At 62.4% G+C, this 18,539-nt stretch carries 19 protein-coding genes and 1 pseudogene; 10 read left to right on the forward strand and 10 right to left on the reverse strand.

The window, feature by feature from the left end; genetic code table 11:
- Nucleotides 1-9: 9 nt before the first annotated feature.
- Nucleotides 10-702: a glutathione S-transferase family protein gene (locus C6558_RS01230; RefSeq protein ID WP_025425606.1), complete on the reverse strand. Its 693-nt coding sequence runs from the start codon at nucleotides 700-702 to the stop codon at nucleotides 10-12.
- Between the two features lie 162 nt (nucleotides 703-864).
- Between C6558_RS01230 and C6558_RS01235 the strand changes: the two genes are divergently transcribed.
- The gene (locus C6558_RS01235; protein WP_025425607.1) at nucleotides 865-1,671 is read left to right on the forward strand and encodes an undecaprenyl-diphosphate phosphatase; all 807 of its coding nucleotides are present in this window, start codon (nucleotides 865-867) and stop codon (nucleotides 1,669-1,671) included.
- 202 nt (nucleotides 1,672-1,873) lie between these two features.
- Here the strand turns inward: C6558_RS01235 and C6558_RS01240 are convergent, their stop codons facing one another.
- The 7 genes from C6558_RS01240 to dnaN all read right to left on the reverse strand — a co-directional run bounded on the left by C6558_RS01240 (nucleotide 1,874) and on the right by dnaN (nucleotide 7,056).
- On the reverse strand, nucleotides 1,874-2,035 hold the full coding sequence (locus tag C6558_RS01240) for a hypothetical protein (protein ID WP_025425608.1): 162 nt from the start codon (nucleotides 2,033-2,035) through the stop codon (nucleotides 1,874-1,876).
- Between the two features lie 239 nt (nucleotides 2,036-2,274).
- Nucleotides 2,275-3,255: a complex I NDUFA9 subunit family protein gene (locus C6558_RS01245; RefSeq protein WP_025425609.1), complete on the reverse strand. Its 981-nt coding sequence runs from the start codon at nucleotides 3,253-3,255 to the stop codon at nucleotides 2,275-2,277.
- A 119-nt stretch (nucleotides 3,256-3,374) separates the two neighbouring features.
- Nucleotides 3,375-3,662, reverse strand: coding sequence for a DUF1330 domain-containing protein (locus C6558_RS01250; protein WP_025425610.1), 288 nt, complete (start codon nucleotides 3,660-3,662; stop codon nucleotides 3,375-3,377).
- Between the two features lie 140 nt (nucleotides 3,663-3,802).
- Nucleotides 3,803-4,507, reverse strand: coding sequence for an orotidine-5'-phosphate decarboxylase (pyrF, locus tag C6558_RS01255; protein ID WP_025425611.1), 705 nt, complete (start codon nucleotides 4,505-4,507; stop codon nucleotides 3,803-3,805).
- Nucleotides 4,504-5,100, reverse strand: coding sequence for a histidine phosphatase family protein (locus C6558_RS01260; RefSeq protein ID WP_025425612.1), 597 nt, complete (start codon nucleotides 5,098-5,100; stop codon nucleotides 4,504-4,506). Before C6558_RS01260 ends, pyrF begins: the two co-directional genes overlap by 4 nt.
- 12 nt (nucleotides 5,101-5,112) lie before the next feature.
- Nucleotides 5,113-5,715, reverse strand: coding sequence for a phospholipid N-methyltransferase PmtA (gene pmtA, locus C6558_RS01265; RefSeq protein WP_025425613.1), 603 nt, complete (start codon nucleotides 5,713-5,715; stop codon nucleotides 5,113-5,115).
- Between the two features lie 222 nt (nucleotides 5,716-5,937).
- On the reverse strand, nucleotides 5,938-7,056 hold the full coding sequence (gene dnaN, locus C6558_RS01270; protein ID WP_025425614.1) for a DNA polymerase III subunit beta: 1,119 nt from the start codon (nucleotides 7,054-7,056) through the stop codon (nucleotides 5,938-5,940).
- 255 nt (nucleotides 7,057-7,311) lie between these two features.
- On the opposite strand from dnaN, the gene rsmI reads away from it, so the two are divergent.
- The 8 genes from rsmI (at nucleotide 7,312) to gshB (ending at nucleotide 15,238) form a co-directional block, all read left to right on the forward strand.
- A complete protein-coding gene (rsmI, locus tag C6558_RS01275) occupies nucleotides 7,312-8,241 on the forward strand; it encodes a 16S rRNA (cytidine(1402)-2'-O)-methyltransferase (RefSeq protein WP_025425615.1) in 930 nt (309 codons plus the stop codon).
- The gene (locus tag C6558_RS01280) at nucleotides 8,231-8,599 is read left to right on the forward strand and encodes a YraN family protein (RefSeq protein ID WP_025425616.1); all 369 of its coding nucleotides are present in this window, start codon (nucleotides 8,231-8,233) and stop codon (nucleotides 8,597-8,599) included. Before rsmI ends, C6558_RS01280 begins: the two co-directional genes overlap by 11 nt.
- Nucleotides 8,600-8,759: 160 nt before the next feature.
- A complete protein-coding gene (locus C6558_RS01285) occupies nucleotides 8,760-10,058 on the forward strand; it encodes an extracellular solute-binding protein (protein WP_025425617.1) in 1,299 nt (432 codons plus the stop codon).
- Nucleotides 10,059-10,063: 5 nt separating this feature from the next.
- Nucleotides 10,064-11,059 carry an ABC transporter permease subunit gene (locus C6558_RS01290; RefSeq protein ID WP_025425618.1) on the forward strand — a complete coding sequence of 332 codons (996 nt, stop codon included), beginning with the start codon at nucleotides 10,064-10,066 and terminating at the stop codon, nucleotides 11,057-11,059.
- Nucleotides 11,060-11,069: 10 nt separating this feature from the next.
- Nucleotides 11,070-11,912 carry a sn-glycerol-3-phosphate ABC transporter permease UgpE gene (gene ugpE / locus C6558_RS01295; RefSeq protein ID WP_025425619.1) on the forward strand — a complete coding sequence of 281 codons (843 nt, stop codon included), beginning with the start codon at nucleotides 11,070-11,072 and terminating at the stop codon, nucleotides 11,910-11,912.
- Between the two features lie 64 nt (nucleotides 11,913-11,976).
- Nucleotides 11,977-13,092 (forward strand): sn-glycerol-3-phosphate import ATP-binding protein UgpC, encoded by a 1,116-nt coding sequence (locus C6558_RS01300; RefSeq protein ID WP_025425620.1) that lies wholly within the window; start codon nucleotides 11,977-11,979, stop codon nucleotides 13,090-13,092.
- Entirely contained in the window at nucleotides 13,089-14,081 is a 993-nt protein-coding gene (locus tag C6558_RS01305) for an endonuclease (protein ID WP_025425621.1), read from the forward strand. The genes C6558_RS01300 and C6558_RS01305 overlap by 4 nt, the downstream gene beginning before the upstream one ends.
- 209 nt (nucleotides 14,082-14,290) lie before the next feature.
- Nucleotides 14,291-15,238, forward strand: coding sequence for a glutathione synthase (gene gshB, locus C6558_RS01310; RefSeq protein WP_025425622.1), 948 nt, complete (start codon nucleotides 14,291-14,293; stop codon nucleotides 15,236-15,238).
- Between the two features lie 215 nt (nucleotides 15,239-15,453).
- Here the strand turns inward: gshB and C6558_RS01315 are convergent, their stop codons facing one another.
- Nucleotides 15,454-15,828: a hypothetical protein gene (locus C6558_RS01315; RefSeq protein ID WP_025425623.1), complete on the reverse strand. Its 375-nt coding sequence runs from the start codon at nucleotides 15,826-15,828 to the stop codon at nucleotides 15,454-15,456.
- Nucleotides 15,829-15,890: 62 nt separating this feature from the next.
- Entirely contained in the window at nucleotides 15,891-16,655 is a 765-nt protein-coding gene (locus C6558_RS01320) for a TylF/MycF family methyltransferase (RefSeq protein WP_225906194.1), read from the reverse strand.
- Between the two features lie 331 nt (nucleotides 16,656-16,986).
- Here C6558_RS01320 and C6558_RS01325 point away from each other — a divergent pair.
- Nucleotides 16,987-18,518, forward strand: a pseudogene (locus C6558_RS01325) (YifB family Mg chelatase-like AAA ATPase).
- Nucleotides 18,519-18,539 lie beyond the last annotated feature (21 nt).

Here is an 18,539-nt window from a genome sequence, read left to right on the forward strand (position 1 = left end):
GCACTATCCTCAGAAATCGAGATCCGCATAATGCGGAACCGGTGTGATACCGCGCACGCGCTCGGAGAGCAGCGGGCGGAAGGAGGGGCGGGACTTCAGCCGCTGATACCATTCCTTGGCGGTCGGCGCGTCCGACCAGTCGATCTCGCCGAGATAGTCGAGCACCGAAACCGTCGCGGCCGCCGCAAGGTCGGCATAGGAGATCCGGTCGCCTGCAAGCCAGGGCCGCGACCCGGCAAGCCACGACAGGTACTTCATGTGCTGGCGGATATTGGCGCGCGAGGTGCGCAGCACCTTGCTGTCAGGTGCGCCGCCGCCCTGGTCCGGCGTCATCTGCAGTTTGAAGATGCGCTCGCGCACCAAGGGGCGCGTCACGTCGGCTTCCATCTTGTGAAGGAACCATTCGGCCAGCCGGCGGATTTCGGCGCGCTGGAACGGATCTTCCGCCAGAAGCCGCCGATCCCGCTTCATGATGCCGTTCGTCTCGTCGAGATATTCCGAGATGATCGTGGCGCCACAAAGCGCCCTCATACTGTCGTCAACATAGACCGGTAACGTGCCCGCCGGATTCAGCGTCAGAAAGTCTCGCCGGTTTTCCCAGGGCTGTTCCTCGGTCAATTCCGTCTGGTAGCCGTATTCCGAAAGGATCAGGCGCACGAACCGCGAAGCGGAGGACATGGGGTGATGGTACAGTGTCGGCATCGATGATCTGGCTTCTTATGGTCTTTTTTCAGGGAACGTCAGCGTGGCGGCGCATGCGTCTGGCCACGGCTCATCAGAAAAAGCTATAGGAACTTGTGGTGGCAAACACAAGCGAATCAGCCTTTTCCTCCCACTCCAAAACTTGTCAGGAAAATCTTATATATGGCGGATCAATCGATCATCAGCGCGCTCGTCCTCGGTCTCATCGAGGGATTGACGGAGTTCATCCCCGTGTCTTCGACGGCGCATGTGCTCCTCGCCGGGCACTTCCTCGGCTTCAGATCGCCGGGCAACACCTTTGCCGTTCTGATACAGCTCGGCGCCATCCTGGCGATCCTGCTCGTCTATTTCCAAAGACTTCTGTCGATCGCACTGGCGCTGCCGACGAGCGTCAAGGCCCGCCGCTTCGTCGTGTCGGTGCTGCTCGCCTTCCTGCCGGCCGCCATCATCGGCGCAATCGCCCATGACTTCATCAAGACCGTGCTGTTCGAAACGCCGATCCTGATCTGTGTCGTGCTGATCATTGGCGGCTTCATCCTGCTTGCGATCGATCGGATGCCGCTGACGCCGCGCTACACCGACGTCATGGACTATCCGCCGTCGCTGGCGCTGAAGATCGGCCTGTTCCAGTGCCTGGCGATGATTCCCGGCACCTCGCGCTCCGGTGCGACGATTGCCGGCGCTCTGCTGATGGGAACGGACAAGCGGTCGGCGGCGGAGTTCTCGTTCTTCCTGGCCATGCCGACGATGCTCGGCGCCTTCACGCTCGACCTCTACAAGAACCGTGATGCGCTGTCGTTCGACGATTTCACACTGATTGCCGTCGGCTTCATCGCGGCGTTCGTCGCCGGCATCTTCGTCGTCCGCTCGCTCTTGGACTTCGTCTCGCGCCGCGGCTTCACGCCATTTGCGATCTGGCGCATCGTCGTCGGCACCGCCGGCCTTATCGGCCTCTGGATGCTCGGCTGAGAACAGCTACTGCATAATTCTCTAAATCGGATCCGATTTAAGGGCGAAATTATGCAGCAAATATAAAGAGATACAGCGTCCTTTGCGCGTCATATTTGACGCGCGGCGCTGTAAAAATAAAACCGCGTGCGTTTCAGATGAAACGCACGCGGTCCCTGGCCCCCGCCAAAAACTTGTAGCTAATCGCCCGATGGGCGCCGGCTTACTTGCCGGAAAGGTCGATCGACGCCGTCGTGCACGGGTCGACGCCATAGGCCGGCGTGCAGCCCTTGCGGCTGCTCGCGACCGTGTTCGGCGCGACGAAGGAGCCAGCCAGAATGATCAGTGCCGCAGACGCAAAAAAGATTGCGATCGACTTGCCCATGGACGCCATGCCTTTCGAGAGTGATGCTGCCGCCGCCGAGACTTACCTGTGATCGGGGCGCGGGGCGGTTTTTATGCGTTGGATATGTCTTGATCAATATCAGGACATGTTGAATCTGCGGTAAATGCCATTCGCTTTTGTCACTGCGGCAGAACTGCAACGCTGTTGCCTTGATGACACAATAAAACAGCCGCCGGCAGGGCCGGCGGCGATCGAAAGAGGCTTTCTGGGCTGCTGCCTCAGGCGGCGCGGCCGCTGCGTGTATACTGGCCCTGCGGGCGATAGCGCACGAGATAGGTCGACAGGATCGATTCCAGCATCGTCGGCGTGATGCCGATGCCGCCAAGCGTCCGGCCTTCGGATTCGGCCTTGGCCGAGACGATATTGTCGGATTTCAGCAACACCACCTGGTCGGGCGTTATCGGCGGCGTGATGAAGGGGATCATCGACGCGACGCGGCCCATCAGCGAGGCGATGCCGAAGGGCACCGATACCAGCGAGCGCTTGCGATCGATGGTCTGGAGCATGATCTCGAGACATTCGCGGAAGGTGAGGACGTCAGGTCCGCCGAGTTCGTAAATCGTGCCAGCCGACAGCTTGCCGTCGACCGAGCGGGCAACGACCTCGGCGACATCGGTGACATAGACCGGCTGGAACTTGGTGTTCCCGCCGCCGATCAGTGGCAGCGCCGGTGCGAACCGGGCCATTTGGGCGAACTTGTTGAAGAAGCCGTCCTCCGGTCCGAAGACGATCGACGGGCGCAGGATGATCGCGTCCGGCAGCGTTTCCAGGATCGCGGCTTCGGCACGCCCCTTGGTGCGGGCGTAGCTCGATTCCGACTTGGCGTCCGCGCCGATCGCCGAGATATGCGTTAGCTTGGCGCCGACATTGCGCGCGGCTTCCGCAACCGCTCGGGCGCCGAAATCCTGCACGGCGTCGAAGGTGTTGCGGCCGCTCTCGAACAGGACGCCGACGCAGTTGATGACATGGTCGGAGCCTTCGACGGCGCGGTCGACCGACTTGCGATAGCGCAGGTTGGCCTGGACGAACGAGATCTGGCCGACATTGCCGAGCGGCTGCAGGTGGCCTGCAAGATCCGGCCGGCGAACGGCAACGCGGATGCGGTAGCCGCGCTTGGCGAGTGCACGTACGACATGACGGCCGACGAACCCGGATCCGCCGAAAATCGTCACCAGCGGCGGAAGGTTGGACAAGGTCATGGGAAGTGCACTCCTGATCTCATTTGGAAGAATTGTTTGCTACATAGCCCAACAGCCGCGAGAGGTGAAGGCCAATCCTCGCGGCGGGCGGCGTTGCCGTGGTTGGCAACACTCGTCGGTCAGATGCCCTCGACGACCACCATCTCGGCGTCTGCCACCTGTTGGCGGATCGCCGCGGCAATCTGGTACTCGGGGGAATTATAGCAGTCGACAGCGGCCTGAAGCGATGGAAATTCGATGACGACGTTGCGGGCGCGAACCCCACCTTCCAGCCGCTCGAATTCACCGCCGCGCGCCAGGAAATTGGCGCCGTATTTCTCGAAGGCCGGCTTTGCGGCCGCCACATAGTCCTTGTAGCGTTCGGGGTCTCGCACATCGACCCGTGCGATCCAATATCCTTTTGCCATGCTGAACTCCTCGTCTTCAGGCATCGAAAGCAGACGGGAGTGTTACTTCCGGCAAATTCCGGGCAAGGTCAAGCGGAACGGTTGCAGAGGGCGGCGATGTACGAGAGGGATCGCCGACCTGTTGCACGCGGGTGTCACGATCAGCGCGAAAGCGCGCCGTTCATCTCGTCGAGGATGCCGCGCGCGGCGACAAGCGGATCTGCGGCTGCGACGATTGGGCGCGCGACGACGAGGTGGCTCGATCCGGCCTTCAGCGCGTCGGCGGGTGTCATGACGCGCTTCTGGTCGCCCTTCTCGGCTCCGGCCGGGCGGATGCCTGGGGTCACCAGAGCCATGTCGGGGCCGATGATCTTGCGCACCGCGGAGGATTCCTCGGCCGAGCAGACGATGCCGCCCATGCCGGCGGCACGGGCCTGTTCGGCCCGGCGCAGCACCAGCGTGTGCGGGTCGTATTCGTAGCCCGCATCGATCACGTCCTGCTCGTCCATCGAGGTGAGCACGGTAACGCCGAGCAGGCAGAGATCCGATCCCCTGGCTGCCTCGACCGCCGCCTTCATCGCCTTGGGGTAGGCGTGCAGCGTCAGCATCGACATGCCCATCTTGACGATGTTCTCGACGCCCTTGGCCACCGTGTTGTCGATGTCGAGCAGCTTCATGTCGAGGAAGACCTTCTTGCGGCTTGCGGCCAGATCGCGGGCGAACTCGAGCCCTCCGGCAAACACCAGTTGGTAGCCGATCTTGTAGAAGGTCACGTCGTCACCAAGCGTGGTAACGATCTTTTCAGCCTCTGCGATTGTCGGAAGATCCAGGCCGACGATCAGTCGGTCGCGTGCGGTCTCGGTCATGTCGCGGTCACCCCCTGCCAGAATTCCATCGGGGTCCAGTCGCATGTGAGGGCGCGATCCGCAAGACGGAACGCGAAGAGATTGCCGCCGCCGCCGCCCTTCTGGTCGGCGCTTCGGCTGATGGCGGTGCCGCCCAGCTTGCACTTCAAGAGGGTACCGACGCCGCCATGGCCGACGAAAGCGATCGGGATTTTGGCGTCGTGTTCGTCAAGGATACGAAAGACGGCAGCCGAGATGCGGGCCTGCGCGTCGACGGCGCGCTCCCAGCCGTTGAAGCTTTCGTTCGGATTGGCGAAGAACCAGTCCGCCGCCCTCTCGAATTCCGGGGGCGGCAGGAAGCCGGTGGCCGAGCGGTCGTTCTCGCCCATCGTGTCGTCGGTCTCGATCGCGACGCCGGCCGCTCCGGCCAGAAGGTTCGCGGTCTCGATCGCCTTGGTCTCGTCGCTCGAAACGATCCGCCCGAGCGTTCGAACCCACGGCTGCCGCGCCGTCGCTTCCGCTCGCGCATATCCGATCTCCGACAGTCCCCATTTCGGCACGGGAACTGCCGGATCGATCTGCACTTGCGGGTGCGTGATATACAGACCGAACAATGGTGTGCCCTGTCAGTGCGCTTTGCGGTAGACCCAGAGCTGCGCCGGGGGAATGTTGCGCACGACGAAATCGAGATGCTGGATGCTGTAGCGGTCGGGCATGGCAACCACAGGCGACAGCGGACCATAGGAGATCTGCACGACGGGACGGCCGACCGGGATGCGCGACAAAAGATCCACGATCAGCTCGACGCGACGATGCATCGGGAAATTGAGCAGCGGCACGGCAGACACGACGCTGTCGAAGGTCCGGTCCGTCATCGCGCCAAGCGTCTGCTTGAGATCGAACGCGTCGCCGTTGATGAAGTTGACGCCGGCAAAGTTTGCCTTGAGCTGCTGGTAGAAGTCGGTGGAGTACTCGACGGACACCAGATCTTCCGCTGCTAGACCGCGCTCCAGGATCGCCTTGGTGATGACGCCGGTTCCGGGGCCGAGTTCAAGAACCGGCAATCCGGAATGGGGATTGATGACGCTCGCCATGCGGCGGGCGGTGACGGAAGACGTCGGAAGGATTGCCCCGACCGCCTTCGCATTGCTCATCCACCCCTTGAAGAAACGGATCTCCTCGTCGAATTTCCGGCCAAGCCGTTCCTTCACCTTCACGCGCAAATTCATTGAACCCCTCAAAACCGTCGTCCTCTCATACGGATCGTCCGGTTCCGCTGATTCGAGCGGGGAACGGACATTGCAGACATAATGTGATCCCATCTGCGGCAAAAACAAGTCTGTCTACGCCTGAAAGCGTCGTCTTATCAACAGCACGCGAATATCAGCGCCAACAAAAAACCCGCCACGCGCGGCGTGACGGGTCTTAATTTTTCACCGCGGCACGGGCGGCTAAACCCGCATCGGCATCAGCACGTAAAGCGCGTCCTCGGCCGCCAGATCGCGCACCAGCGTCGGCGAGCCCGGGTCGGCCAGCATGAAGATGGCGTCGGTTCCCGTCAGCTGCGAGGTGATGTCGAGCAGGTATTTTGCATTGAAACCGATTTCGAGCGGGTCGTGCTCGTAGCCGACCGGCAGCTCTTCCGTCGCGCTGCCCGAATCCGGGTTGTTGACCGTCAGCGTCATCTGGCCGTCGGCCAGCGCCAGCTTCACGGCGCGTCCGCGTTCGGAGGAAATCGTCGAAACGCGGTCGACGGCCTGGGCGAAGGACTGGCAATCGACGCGCAGTTCCTTGTCGTTGTTGGCCGGTATAACGCGCTGGTAATCCGGGAAGGTGCCGTCGATCAGCTTTGAGGTCATCACGATCGAGCCGATCGTCAGGCGAATTTTGGCGTCCGATACTTCGAGCGTCACGATGATATCGGGGCTGTCGAGTAGCTTCTGCAGTTCGCTGACGGTCTTGCGCGGAATGATGATGCCCGGCATGCCCTCGGAGCCGGACGGCGCTTCGACGTCGGCGCGCGCAAGGCGGTGGCCGTCGGTTGCCACGGCGCGCAGCTTCAGGTCGCCCTTGCTCTCGACCGTGTGCACGAAGATGCCGTTGAGATAGTAGCGGGTCTCCTCGGTCGAGATCGCGAACTGCGTCCGGTCGATCAGCATCTTCAGGTCGGTCGCCTTGAGGCGGAAGGTGTGGGAGAAGCTGCCGGCCGTCAGGTCGGGGAAATCGGATTGCGGCAGGCACTGCAGTGAGAATTTCGAGCGGCCGGAGGCGACCGTCATCGCTGTGCCTTCGGCGTTGGTCGCCAGCAGCACTTCCGAGCCATCGGGCAGCTTGCGCACGATGTCATAAAGCAGGTGCGCCGGAACCGTGGTGGCGCCGGCCTGTTCCACCTGCGCCGGCGTCGCCTCGGTGATCTCGAGATCGAGGTCGGTCGCCTTCATCTCGAGGCTCGCGCCGTCGGAGCGCAAAAGAACGTTCGAGAGGATCGGGATCGTGTTTCGCCGTTCGACCACGCGGTGAACGTGGTTCAGCGACTTCAGGAGATTGGACCGCTCGAGAGTAATGCGCATGGGATGCTACCGCTTTCAACCGTTGCTGGGCGGGCGAGGCTCCCGCCGCAGCGTCAACTGCGAGTGTCCCGGCCGACCGACCGGAAGGATGTGGACCGGCAAAATGGCAGAAACAGCGCCTGAAAAGCAAGGGGTTTGACTGGCGCTGTCCCCAGATGACGCACCAGCCGGCCGCTTGGCGCCCTTGCTCTGCCATGTCGGCTCACTCATAAAGACTAAAACCGGTCAGCCGGCATCGCCATCAGGAAGCTGCAGTTGGAAAAACATAAGACGTCGGACGCCTCGGATGGGCAGAAGCAGCGCAGCTATCGGCTGCACAATGCCAGCATTCCCGCGCGTCCGCTCGATGTCGCGCTCTATCTGGTGGCGACGCCGATCGGCAATCTTGGCGACATCACCCTGCGGGCGCTTGAAACGCTTGCCGGCGCCGACGTGCTCGCCTGCGAGGACACCCGCGTCACCCGCGTGCTGCTCGACCGTTACGGCATCGTCAACCGGCCCTACGCCTACCACGAGCATAATGCCGACGAGGTCGGCCCGCGGCTGCTGGCGGCTCTTGGCGAGGGCAGATCGGTGGCGCTAGTCTCCGATGCCGGCACGCCGCTTGTCTCCGATCCCGGCTATCGCCTGGCGCAGCTGGCGATCGATGCAGGCTATCGCGTCGTGCCGATCCCAGGCGCCTCAGCCCCGCTTGCCGCCCTTGTCGGTTCGGGCCTGCCCAACGACGCCTTTCTCTTCGCCGGTTTCCTGCCGACCAAGGACAAGGCCAAGCGCGATCGGCTGCAGGAGTTGGCGACGGTGCCGTCGACGCTCATGTTCTTCGAATCGCCGCACCGGATTGCCGCCACGGTGGCGGCTGCCGCCGCCGTGCTCGGCGAAAACAGAAAGGCGGCCGTGTGCCGCGAACTGACCAAGACCTTCGAGGAATTCCGCCGTGGCACGCTCGGCGAACTCAAGGCGTTTTACGACGATGCCGGCGCGGTCAAGGGCGAGATCGTGTTCGTGATCGGCCCGCCGGACGCGCCGCCGGAACCGGAGGCCGCCGACGTTGATGCGCTGTTGACGCGGCTCATCGCCGATATGTCGACCGGCAAGGCGGCGACCGAGGCAGCAAAGCAGACGGGCCTTCCGCGCAAGGAGCTTTACGACCGGCTGCTGGAACTCAAGGGCCGCCATGGCGACTGAAGGGCCCGATCGACGCAGGCTTGGGGCTCAGAGGCGCGGTCGGTTCGCCGAGTATCGCGCGGCCCTCTGCCTGATCGTCAAAGGGTACCGCATCGTCGCCATGCGTCATCGCACCAAACTGGGCGAAATCGACATCATTGCGCGGCGGGGTGATCTCATCGCCTGCGTCGAGGTCAAGGCCCGGCGCTCGGCCGACGACGGGGTCTTCGCCGTCACCGGAACGGCGCAGCACCGCATTCGCGCGGCCAGCGATCTCTGGCTCGCACGCCAACCCGATTTCGCCAGGCTTTCCGTCCGTTACGATATCATCACGGTGACACCCTGGCGCTGGCCGCGACACCTGCCCGATGCGTTCTGAACCGGCGCGGGATGAGGGAAAATGATTGCGGTGTTCCGCCCGCATCCCGTCTTGGAACAGATTCGCGAATTTGTAATCGTCCCGACATAAAAGCGTTACCGGCCTGTCATTGAAGGCCACTAGTCCACTGCCATCCGCAACTCGGTGGAGAGGACCAGTCATGTTCAAGAAAATTTCACTCGCAGCTTTCACCCTTGCTTTTTCGGCAACCTCGTCGCTAGCCGCAACCAATATTACCTGGTGGCACGGCATGGCCGGCCGCAACGGCGAGGTCATCAACGAGATCTCGCAGAAGTTCAACGAAGCCCAGAGCGCCTGCGCGCTGACCCCGGTTTCGAAGGGCACCTATGAGGAAGCGCTCGCTTCCGGCATCGCCGCATTCCGCTCTGGCGAACAGCCGAACATTCTGCAGGTCTTCGACGCCGGTGCAGCGACCATCATCAACGCCAAGGGCGCCGTCGTTCCCGCCGAAGATCTGATCATCAAGGCCGGCCACAACTTCGACCGCAATGCCTTCATCGACGGCGTGCGCTACTTCTACGCCGATAGCGAAGGCAAGTTCGTCGGCATGCCGTTCAACTCGTCGGCCCCGATCATGTACGTGAACGACGAAGCCCTGAAAAAGGCCGGCGTCGAAGCACCGAAGACCTGGGAGGAGTTCGAGGCTGCAGCACCGAAGCTGAAAGCCGCCGGCTACATCCCGCTCGTCCAGTCGCAGCTCACCTGGCAGTTCACCGAGAACTTCTTCTCGCGCAACAACATCCAGTTCGCCACCAACAACAACGGCTACGACAGCGTCGCCGACACCAAGCTCAAGGTCACCGATCCGAACCTGGTCATGATGTTCGACAAGCTCAAGGCCTGGAAGGACGAAGGTTACTTCGCCTTTTACGGCGCCGGCTGGAACGACAACCAGAAGGTCTTCGAAGAAGGCAAGGCTGCATTCTGGATCGGTTCGTCCGGTTCGTTCGGCGGCCTGCAGAAGACGGCGCAGATGCCGTTCTCGGCGACGTTCCTGCCCTACTGGAACGCAATCGAGGGTGCCGGCACTAACTCCTTCATCGGCGGCGCGGCACTGTTTGCCATGTCGGGCAAGTCGGACGAGGAAAATAAGTGCGTCGCCGACTTCTTCCAGTTCCTGACCTCGCCTGAAATCCAATACTTCTACCACAAGGCAACCGGCTACGTGGCCATCACCAAGGCAGCCTACGAGCTTGCCCAGAAGGACGGCTACTACAAGGAAAAGCCGGTCGCGGAAGTCGGCATCAAGCAGCTGATGCTGCCGGCCGGCGACTGGTCGAAGGGCTACCGCCTCGGCTTCTACCCGCAGATCCGCGAGATCATGGAACGCGAATACGGCCGCATCTTCTCCGGTGAAACCACGGTCAAGGACGCCTTCGACACGATCGAGAAGGACGGCAACGAGCTGCTCGCCCGCTTCGCCAAGACGGCTGGCTGATCTCGATGACCTCTGGAACGGAAAGCCTCCCCGCACCGCGGGGAGGGACGGGAACGGACGGGCGTCGCTTCGGCGCCCTCCGGCTGTTCGGCGGCAAACCGAAGGACGGCGACGCGACTGCCAAGCGCGTGCAGTTCTCCTCGCCTTACCTGCCCTACCTCTTTCTCGCGCCGCAGCTGGCGATCATCTTCGTGTTCTTCTACTGGCCGTCGATCCAGGCGATCCAGTCGTCCTTTTATCTGGAAGACCCGTTCGGCTTCGGCTCGACCTTCGTCGGCATGGCGAACTACACCGACGTGCTGAAGTCGGGCGAATATCTGGGCATCTCGCGCTTCACGGCGATCTTCACCACGCTCGTCACCTTCTTCGCGCTGTCGATCGGCCTGTTGCTCGCCGTCAAGGCGGATGGGGTCATCCGCGGCAACGCCACCTACAAGACGCTGCTCATCTGGGTCTATGCGATCGCGCCCCCGGTTGCCGGCCTCATCGGCATGATGTTCTTCGACCAGCATATCGGCCCGATCGTCGAGCTTGCCCGCTGGTTCGGCTGGGATATCAAGGTCGGTCTCAACTATTTCGATACGGCTTTTTCGATGATCGTCGTCTCGGTCTGGAAGCAGATCCCTTACAACTTCATCTTTTTCCTCTCCGGCCTGCAGGGTATTCCGGTCGCGGTGCGCGAGGCGGCGGCCATGGATTGCCGCTCGGGCTTCCGCCGCTTCTGGACCGTGATCCTGCCGCTGCTCGCGCCGACCGCCTTCTTCCTTCTGATCATCAATGTCACCTACGCACTGTTCGACACCTTCGGCGTCATCGACGTCATGGTGAAAGACAAGGCGGCGAACAATCCGATCACCCTTGTCTACAAGGTCTACATGGACGGTTTCCGCGGCAACGACCTTGGCGGCTCCTCGGCGCAGTCGGTCATCCTGATGCTCATCGTCTTCGTGCTCACCATCTTCCAGTTCCGCTTCATCGAGCGGCGCGTGCACTACAATTGAGGCGGGGCCGATGTATCGCACCAAGTTTTTCGACCACGTCATCCTCCTCACCGGCGTCTTCATCATGGTGGCACCGGTCGTGGTCGCCTTCATGACGTCGACGCACGAGGCGGCGGATATCCACCGCAACGGCCTCAGCCTCAGCTGGGGCGGCCATTTCGTCGAGACCTACGAGACGGTGCTCACCCGCAAGGGCGGCTTCACCGGCAAGATCACCGGCCTCAACATGATGATGAACTCGATGATCCTCGGCCTCGGCTTCGCGCTCGGCAAGATCGTCTTGTCGATGCTGGCCGCCTATGCGATCGTCTATTTCCGCTTCCGGCTCGCGACCTTCTTCTTCTGGATCATCTTCACGACGCTGCTCCTGCCGCTCGAAGTGCGCATTCTTCCCTCCTACGAGGTGATGAACACGCTGAAGCTGACCAACACCTATACCGGCCTGATCGTGCCGCTGCTCGCGTCGGCGACGGGTACCTTCTATTTCCGTCAGTTCTTCAAGTCGGTGCCGGACGAATTGCTCGAGGCAGCGCGCATCGATGGCGCCGGCCCGTTCAAGTTCTTCATCGACGTGCTGGTGCCGCTGTCGCGCACCATGATGGCGGCGATCTTCATCATCATGTTCGTCTATGGTTGGAACCAGTATCTCTGGCCGACATTGATGACCACGGACGAAGGTTTCTTCACGCTGGTGCGCGGCATCAAGCAGATCCTGCTCGTCTGGGTCGGCTCGAACATCCCCGATTACAACGAGGCCTTTGCTCTGGCGATCCTTGCCATGCTGCCGCCGGTCCTGATCGTGGTGATCTTCCAGCGCTGGTTCATCAAGGGCCTGACGGAAAGCGACAAGTAGACAAAGGAGAGGCGAAGCCGTCTTTGCCGCTTCCTCAAACCGCAATTTACCAACGGAGGCAGCCATGGCGGCCATCACCATCGCCGAGGTCTCGAAGATCTATACCGGCAACGTCGAGGCGGTAAAGTCCGTCTCGATCGATATCGAGGACGGCGAGTTCATCGTGCTTGTCGGCCCGTCCGGCTGCGGCAAGTCCACGCTTCTGCGCATGGTCGCAGGCCTTGAAGGCATCTCGAAAGGCACGGTCAAGATTGGCCCACGCGTCATCAACGAGGTCGATCCGGCTGAGCGCGACATCGCCATGGTTTTCCAGAACTATGCGCTCTATCCGCATATGACGGTCTACCAGAACCTCGCCTACGGTCTGAAGAACCGCAAGACGCCGAAAGCCGAGATCGACGCCCGTGTAGCGGAAGCCGCGCGCATGCTGGAGATCGAGCCCTATCTCGACCGCAAGCCGCGTGCGCTTTCCGGTGGCCAGCGTCAGCGTGTGGCCATGGGCCGCGCCATCGTGCGCAAGCCGGCAGCCTTCCTTTTCGACGAGCCGTTGTCCAACCTCGACGCCAAGCTGCGCGTTTCCATGCGTGGCGAGATCAAGCGGCTGCAGAAGCGCCTCGGCACCACATCGCTTTATGTCACGCACGACCAGCTCGAGGCGATGACGCTGGCCGATCGGCTTGTGGTGTTCAACGGTGGCCGGATCGAGCAGATCGGCCGCCCGCTCGATGTCTACCATCGCCCGGCCTCGACCTTCGTCGCGAGCTTCATCGGCTCGCCCGCCATGAACCTGATCAAGGGCCGCATCGAAGGCTCGCGCCTTTCTGTCGGCACCTACAGGATCGAGCTTGGCGACAGTGCGCCGGTCGAAGGGCCGGTCACCGTCGGCCTGCGCGCCGAGGACCTGCGGCTTGCCGCCGTCGGCGAGGATGCGATGCTGTTTCAGGTCGACTATGTCGAGGAACTCGGCGCGCAACGCCTCGTCCACGGCACCATCGAGGATCAGGCGCTGACCGTGGCGCTTTCTCCCGAAATTCCCTTGTCCGGCGATCTTGCTGTCACGATTGCAACGGGCCGCCTGCATTTCTTCTCGCCCGAGAACGGCAAGCGACTGGAGCGCGGAACGTCTTTCGCCAATACTGCCGAAAGCGCTCGTCCCGTCAGCCTGGAGCCGGCATTGTGATCGAAAAGACTGTCATCAGCCTCACCGTGCCCTCGCAGGAAACCCGCGCCGGTTTCACGGCGATTGAACGTTCGATCGCAGCCCATGATGCCGTGATGGCAGCACTTCCCGAGATGAACAGCATCGAGATCGGCGGCGCGCCGTCGTCGGGCGAGCCGCTTGCCTTTCCGTTTACCATCGCCGCCTGGAACCTGGAGCGCTGCCTGTTTGCGCCGGAAAGTGCCGCGCATCTGGCGGCAACCGACGCGCCGGTCGTGCTGCTCTCGGAAATGGACAACGGCATGGCCCGCACCGGCCAGCGCCACCCGACCGCGGAGGTCGCAGCCACGCTCCAGATGCAATATGCCTACGGCGTCGAGTTCATCGAGCTCGGCCTCGGTTCCGATACTGAACTGGAATTCTGCAAGGACGACTTCAACGAAAAGGGTTTTCACGGCAATGCGTTGATGGCTGCGGTGCCGCTCGGCCGGCCGTTCATGCTCCGCCTCTGGGGCAAACGGCTGTGGTTCATGGATGGCGGCGATCAGCCGCGCGTCGGCGAACGCTTTGCCATCGGCGCGGTGATCGAGACGCAAGCCGGGCCCTTCGTTGCCGTTTCCACCCATCTCGAAAGCGCCACCACGGCGCCCTATCGCGAGCGCCAGGTGAAGGAACTGATCGAGGCGCTCGATGAAGCCTTCCTGGCCTTGCCTGTGCTGATCGGCGGCGACCTCAACACCGGCAACCACGCTGGCGGTGATTTCGAGGCCGAAGGGCTGTTCACCACGAGCGCTGCGCGCGGCTTCACCCGCCATGGCGGGCCGATCGAGCTGATGACGACCCGCCCCAGCCTGATCACGCGCTGGCCGGAGCGGGCGATGAAACTCGACTGGTTTCTGTCACGGGGCTTGAAGATCGGCGAAAGCGGGATCATTCCTTCGCTCGACGCGGACGGCCGTCCGCTTTCGGATCATGATCTCATCACCTGCGTCATCGAGGGCTTTGAATAGCCTTGCCGCTGAAGCGCTCGATGCTTGGCGCTCGAGCCTTGCCTAAGGCGAGTCCGCATTCTACATGTTGCGGGCATTTCTAGAGCGGGATGAGGAAACGTTTGCTCGGTTCTCCGCCCGCATCTCGCTCTAACGTATTAATATCGATCACGTTTATGACCTTGGATCGGACCGCTCCAAGGTCATCGCGATCTAACGGGGATAGGAAGATGGCGAAAATCGTCAATGTCGGGGTCCAGATGGACCATGTGTCGGGCATCAACATCGCAGGTGATTCCACCTTCGCGATGTGCCTTGAGGCACAGGCCCGCGGCTACCGGCTCTTCCACTACACCCCGGAGAAGCTGTCGCTGCGTGACGGCAAGGTTTTCGCCACTGCGCAGCAGATGACGTTGCGCGACGTCAAGGGCGACCACTTCACGCTCGGCGAGCCGGAACGGCTTGATCTTTCGACCATGGACGTGATCCTGTTGCGCCAGGATCCGCCCTTCGACATGGCCTACATCACCTCGACGCATCTGCTCGAGCGCCTGCATCCGAGGACGCTTGTCGTCAACGACCCGGCCTGGGTGCGCAACTCGCCGGAAAAGATCTTCGTCACCGAATTCGCTGATCTGATGCCGAGGACGCTGATTACCCGCGATGCCGCCGAGATCGCGCGATTCCGCGAGGAAATGGGCGACATCATCCTGAAGCCGCTCTACGGCAATGGCGGCGCTGGTGTGTTTCATTCCGCGCGCGACGATCGCAACATGTCGTCGCTGCTTGAAATGTTCGGCCAGATGTTCCGCGAGCCCTTCATCGCGCAGGAGTATTTGCCGGCGGTGCGCAAGGGCGACAAGCGCATCCTGCTCGTCGACGGCGAGCCGGTCGGCGCCATCAACCGCGTGCCTGCCGAGCACGACGCCCGCTCCAACATGCACGCCGGTGGCCGGCCCGAGCCGACCGAACTGACGGCGCGCGAGAAGGAAATCTGCGCCCGCATCGCACCGGCGCTGAAGGAGCGCGGCTTCCTCTTCGTCGGTATCGACGTCATCGGCGACTACATGACCGAAATCAACGTGACGTCGCCGACCGGCATCCGCGAAGTCAAGAAGTTCGGCGGCGCCGACGTCGCCAGCCTGCTTTGGGACGCGATCGAGCGCAAGCGCGCCTAGCGCAGGCGGCGCACGTGTTAGACGACAGGCGCGCGCTGTAGCCACGAGATGCTACCAGCGCGCAGACGCGCTCTGGCCGATCCCGATCGTGGTGCTGATTGGCTGGCGTCCATCACCGAGCTGTTGCAGACGCTCTATGGGAACAGGCTCCCAGCAATACCGTTCCAAAAAGGCCAGCCGAGCGAGTGCTCCCTGGACCGTGATTGGTTGCTTTGTCAGCCTATGCGCGGGCACCCGCGTCGCGTACCGAAGATGATGCGATTGCGTTCGCCACGGCTGCCGATTCCGCGAATTTCAATAATCTCCTGCGACGTCCGGCCGACGCGTGGATTGCGAAGATATCTTTGGGCTTTGTTAAGCGCCTGGCGCGGTGTGCACTGATAGGCTTCCGGCGGTCGGCGGCGATATTGCTGCTCGCCCCAGCCGTCGTCTTCGTCATAGTACCGGGGCTCGTCATAGTAGCGTGGCTGATCACGGTAGCGCGGGCCACCGCCGTCGATATAAATATCCAGATCCTGGGAAGCTGCCGCTCCTACTACGAAGGTGCACGCGATGGTGGCTATCGCACATGTTTTGATCATCCTGATCATAGGGCTCTCCTTTGACTGCCCGAGCATTTTACCGACGGAATCATGAACGGGAGCAAAACGGTTCACTGGACGACAATCACTCCCTGGCCGGTCGGCAGCGTCAAAATCGCCTGACCGTTTTTCCTCGCAAAGTCGTTCCACATCGCGTTTTGTTCCTCGCTGCCGCGGAACGCATAGTCATCGAGAACGATTGTTGCCCCCAGTACGAGATTGTCCCACACTCGTTCGATGCATTCCTTCTCGTATTGCGCGACGTTCAGGTCGATCGAAAGATAGGCAATGTTTCCGAGCGGAACGCCTTCGAGGGTATCGGGCAGCACGCCGCGAATGAGATGTGCATTGGGGAAAGGTGCAAAGTTGCGCTTCGCGACCTCAAAAACGTCCTCGTAGATGCCGGTGTTTCGCTGCGTTGTCAGGCGGCGTTCCACGTCGGTCATGTGCCCGTGCGGGATGCCGCCGAACGTGTCGAACAGCCAGAATTTGCGATCGAGCGCTTCGAAACCGAGATACCGGCACACCGTCATTGACAGAAGACCGGCGTTCACGCCGAATTCCACAAAGTCGCCTTCCAGGCGAAGCGCCCGCGATGCCGCCCAACAGCACGTGTGCGCGCGCCAGCGAACATCGGGAACGCGGCCGCGCTTCCGCCAGGCCTCCCGGTTGCCTTCCTCGGCAATGGTCCATGCTGCTGCAAACTGCGGCTCGTCCATGAACGACGTGTTCTTGTTCGTCGTCCTGAGGCCGTCAGCGGCATACCCAGGCAGCGTTTTGTCTCCATGTAGAAAGTATCGAGTGCGCTTTTTCAGTTCGCGGATGCCAACCATCATCAATCCCCTCTGGAAACATGAGGACTAAGTAGGCGTTCGAATGGCATCGGCAATCCGCCTGTGGCCGCTTGGATCCAAGTTGAGCGCAAGCGGTTGATACGTTTCGAGACCGATTGCGAACGCGCGCCGATGGCCGGCGGGCGATCTCTGGGTTTCAGCACGTCTGGTGACGGTGGGACGGTCGAGCGATGTGCTGCTCAAGCATCTGCGCGACGCAAGGCGTGATGTTCTGTTATTGTTCTTGTTTTTGTGTGTTTTCCGTGCAAGATTTATCGCTGCAACCACCGGGGTTGCGGCGGCATGGCGGGCCGCCCTGGTCGAAGAGGCGGTCATGGTTGCGCGGGTCAGTACGGTTGCATTCCAGGGGATAGAAGGTGTGCCGGTCGACGTTCAGGTGATGGTTGCACCCGGGCGGGTCGGCATGCAGATCGTTGCCTGCCCGACAAGGCCGTGGCCGAAAGCCGCGAGCGGGTGCAGGCAGCCCTTCATGCGTCTGGTCTAGCGCTGCCAGCCAAGAAAGTCACCGTCAATCTCGCGCCCGCGGATCTGCCCAAGGAAGGCAGCCACTTTGATCTCGCGATCGCGCTAGGGCTGATGGCCGCGCTCGGTGCCATCCCCGGCGACGCGCTGAATGGCTATGTGGTGATCGGCGAGCTCAATCTCGACGGTACGGTCGCGGCCGTCGCCGGCGCGCTGCCGGCCGCAATTGGCGCCAATGCGCTCGGCAAGGGGCTGATCTGTCCGGCCGAAAGCGGTCCGGAGGCCGCCTGGGCCGGCGCCGAGATCGATATTCTTGCACCCCGCAGCCTGATCGCCATCGCCAATCATTTCAGGGGCACGCAGGTGCTCTCCCGGCCGGAGCCTGCCATTCGCGCCGGCGCTACCGATCTGCCTGATCTTGCCGATATCAAGGGACAGGAGAGCGCCAAGCGGGCGCTCGAAGTCGCCGCCGCCGGCAACCACAATCTGCTGATGGTTGGACCGCCGGGCTCGGGCAAATCGATGCTGGCCTCGCGTTTGCCGTCGATCCTGCCGCCCTTGACGCCTGCCGAGCTTCTCGAAGTCTCGATGATCCACTCGATCGCCGGCCAGTTGCCGGGCGGCAAGCTGTCCGACCGGCGGCCGTTCCGCACGCCGCACCATTCCGCCACCATGGCGGCGATGATCGGTGGCGGCTTGCGAGCGAAACCAGGCGAGGCATCGCTCGCCCACAACGGCGTTCTGTTCCTTGACGAGTTTCCCGAGTTCCCCCCGCAGGTGCTTGATGCCCTGCGTCAGCCGCTGGAAACGGCGGAATGCATCATTGCCCGTGCCAACCATCGCGTCACCTATCCCGCCGCGATCCAACTGGTGGCAGCGATGAACCCGTGCCGGTGCGGCATGGCGGGTGAACCCGGCCGCACCTGCGCCCGTGGCCCGCGCTGCATGAGCGATTACCAGGCGCGCATCTCCGGCCCGTTGATGGACCGGATCGATCTGCGCATCGACGTACCGGCTGTCAGCGCCGCAGACCTGATCCGGCCGATGGCGGCAGAGGCCAGTGCTGCTGTGGCAAGACGTGTCGCCCGCGCCCGGCAATTGCAGATCGATCGCTTCGCCGCGCTCGGCAGTCGCGAGCCATCCAGCAACGCCCGCTGCTCGACGGCGATGATCGAACGCATTGCCGAACCGGATGCAGCCGGCCTGCAGTTGCTGCGCGACGCTGCCGAAAAACTGAAGTTCTCAGCGCGCGGCTACCACCGCGTCCTGAAGGTGGCGCGTACGCTCGCAGATCTCGATGGCAGCGCGACCGTCGGCCGGCTGCACTTGGCCGAAGCGATCTCCTACCGCATCGCCGGCGAGCGTCTGCAAGCGGCCGCCTGACGGTCGTTGACGGCGTCGGGC

It is taken from the genome of Ensifer sp. NM-2 (assembly GCF_003024455.1).
Lineage (GTDB): Bacteria > Pseudomonadota > Alphaproteobacteria > Rhizobiales > Rhizobiaceae > Ensifer > Ensifer canadensis.

Excerpts from the sequence above, each read along its gene's own strand:
- C6558_RS01230 (WP_025425606.1), bottom strand. The coding sequence starts at position 702 with ATGCCGACACTGTACCATCACCCCATGTCCTCCGCTTCGCGGTTCGTG.
- C6558_RS01235 (WP_025425607.1), top strand. The coding sequence starts at position 865 with ATGGCGGATCAATCGATCATCAGCGCGCTCGTCCTCGGTCTCATCGAG.
- C6558_RS01240 (WP_025425608.1), bottom strand. The coding sequence starts at position 2,035 with ATGGGCAAGTCGATCGCAATCTTTTTTGCGTCTGCGGCACTGATCATT.
- C6558_RS01245 (WP_025425609.1), bottom strand. The coding sequence starts at position 3,255 with ATGACCTTGTCCAACCTTCCGCCGCTGGTGACGATTTTCGGCGGATCC.
- C6558_RS01250 (WP_025425610.1), bottom strand. The coding sequence starts at position 3,662 with ATGGCAAAAGGATATTGGATCGCACGGGTCGATGTGCGAGACCCCGAA.
- pyrF (WP_025425611.1), bottom strand. The coding sequence starts at position 4,507 with ATGACCGAGACCGCACGCGACCGACTGATCGTCGGCCTGGATCTTCCG.
- pmtA (WP_025425613.1), bottom strand. The coding sequence starts at position 5,715 with ATGAATTTGCGCGTGAAGGTGAAGGAACGGCTTGGCCGGAAATTCGAC.
- dnaN (WP_025425614.1), bottom strand. The coding sequence starts at position 7,056 with ATGCGCATTACTCTCGAGCGGTCCAATCTCCTGAAGTCGCTGAACCAC.
- C6558_RS01280 (WP_025425616.1), top strand. The coding sequence starts at position 8,231 with ATGGCGACTGAAGGGCCCGATCGACGCAGGCTTGGGGCTCAGAGGCGC.
- C6558_RS01285 (WP_025425617.1), top strand. The coding sequence starts at position 8,760 with ATGTTCAAGAAAATTTCACTCGCAGCTTTCACCCTTGCTTTTTCGGCA.
- C6558_RS01290 (WP_025425618.1), top strand. The coding sequence starts at position 10,064 with ATGACCTCTGGAACGGAAAGCCTCCCCGCACCGCGGGGAGGGACGGGA.
- ugpE (WP_025425619.1), top strand. The coding sequence starts at position 11,070 with ATGTATCGCACCAAGTTTTTCGACCACGTCATCCTCCTCACCGGCGTC.
- C6558_RS01300 (WP_025425620.1), top strand. The coding sequence starts at position 11,977 with ATGGCGGCCATCACCATCGCCGAGGTCTCGAAGATCTATACCGGCAAC.
- gshB (WP_025425622.1), top strand. The coding sequence starts at position 14,291 with ATGGCGAAAATCGTCAATGTCGGGGTCCAGATGGACCATGTGTCGGGC.
- C6558_RS01315 (WP_025425623.1), bottom strand. The coding sequence starts at position 15,828 with ATGATCAGGATGATCAAAACATGTGCGATAGCCACCATCGCGTGCACC.
- C6558_RS01320 (WP_225906194.1), bottom strand. The coding sequence starts at position 16,655 with ATGATGGTTGGCATCCGCGAACTGAAAAAGCGCACTCGATACTTTCTA.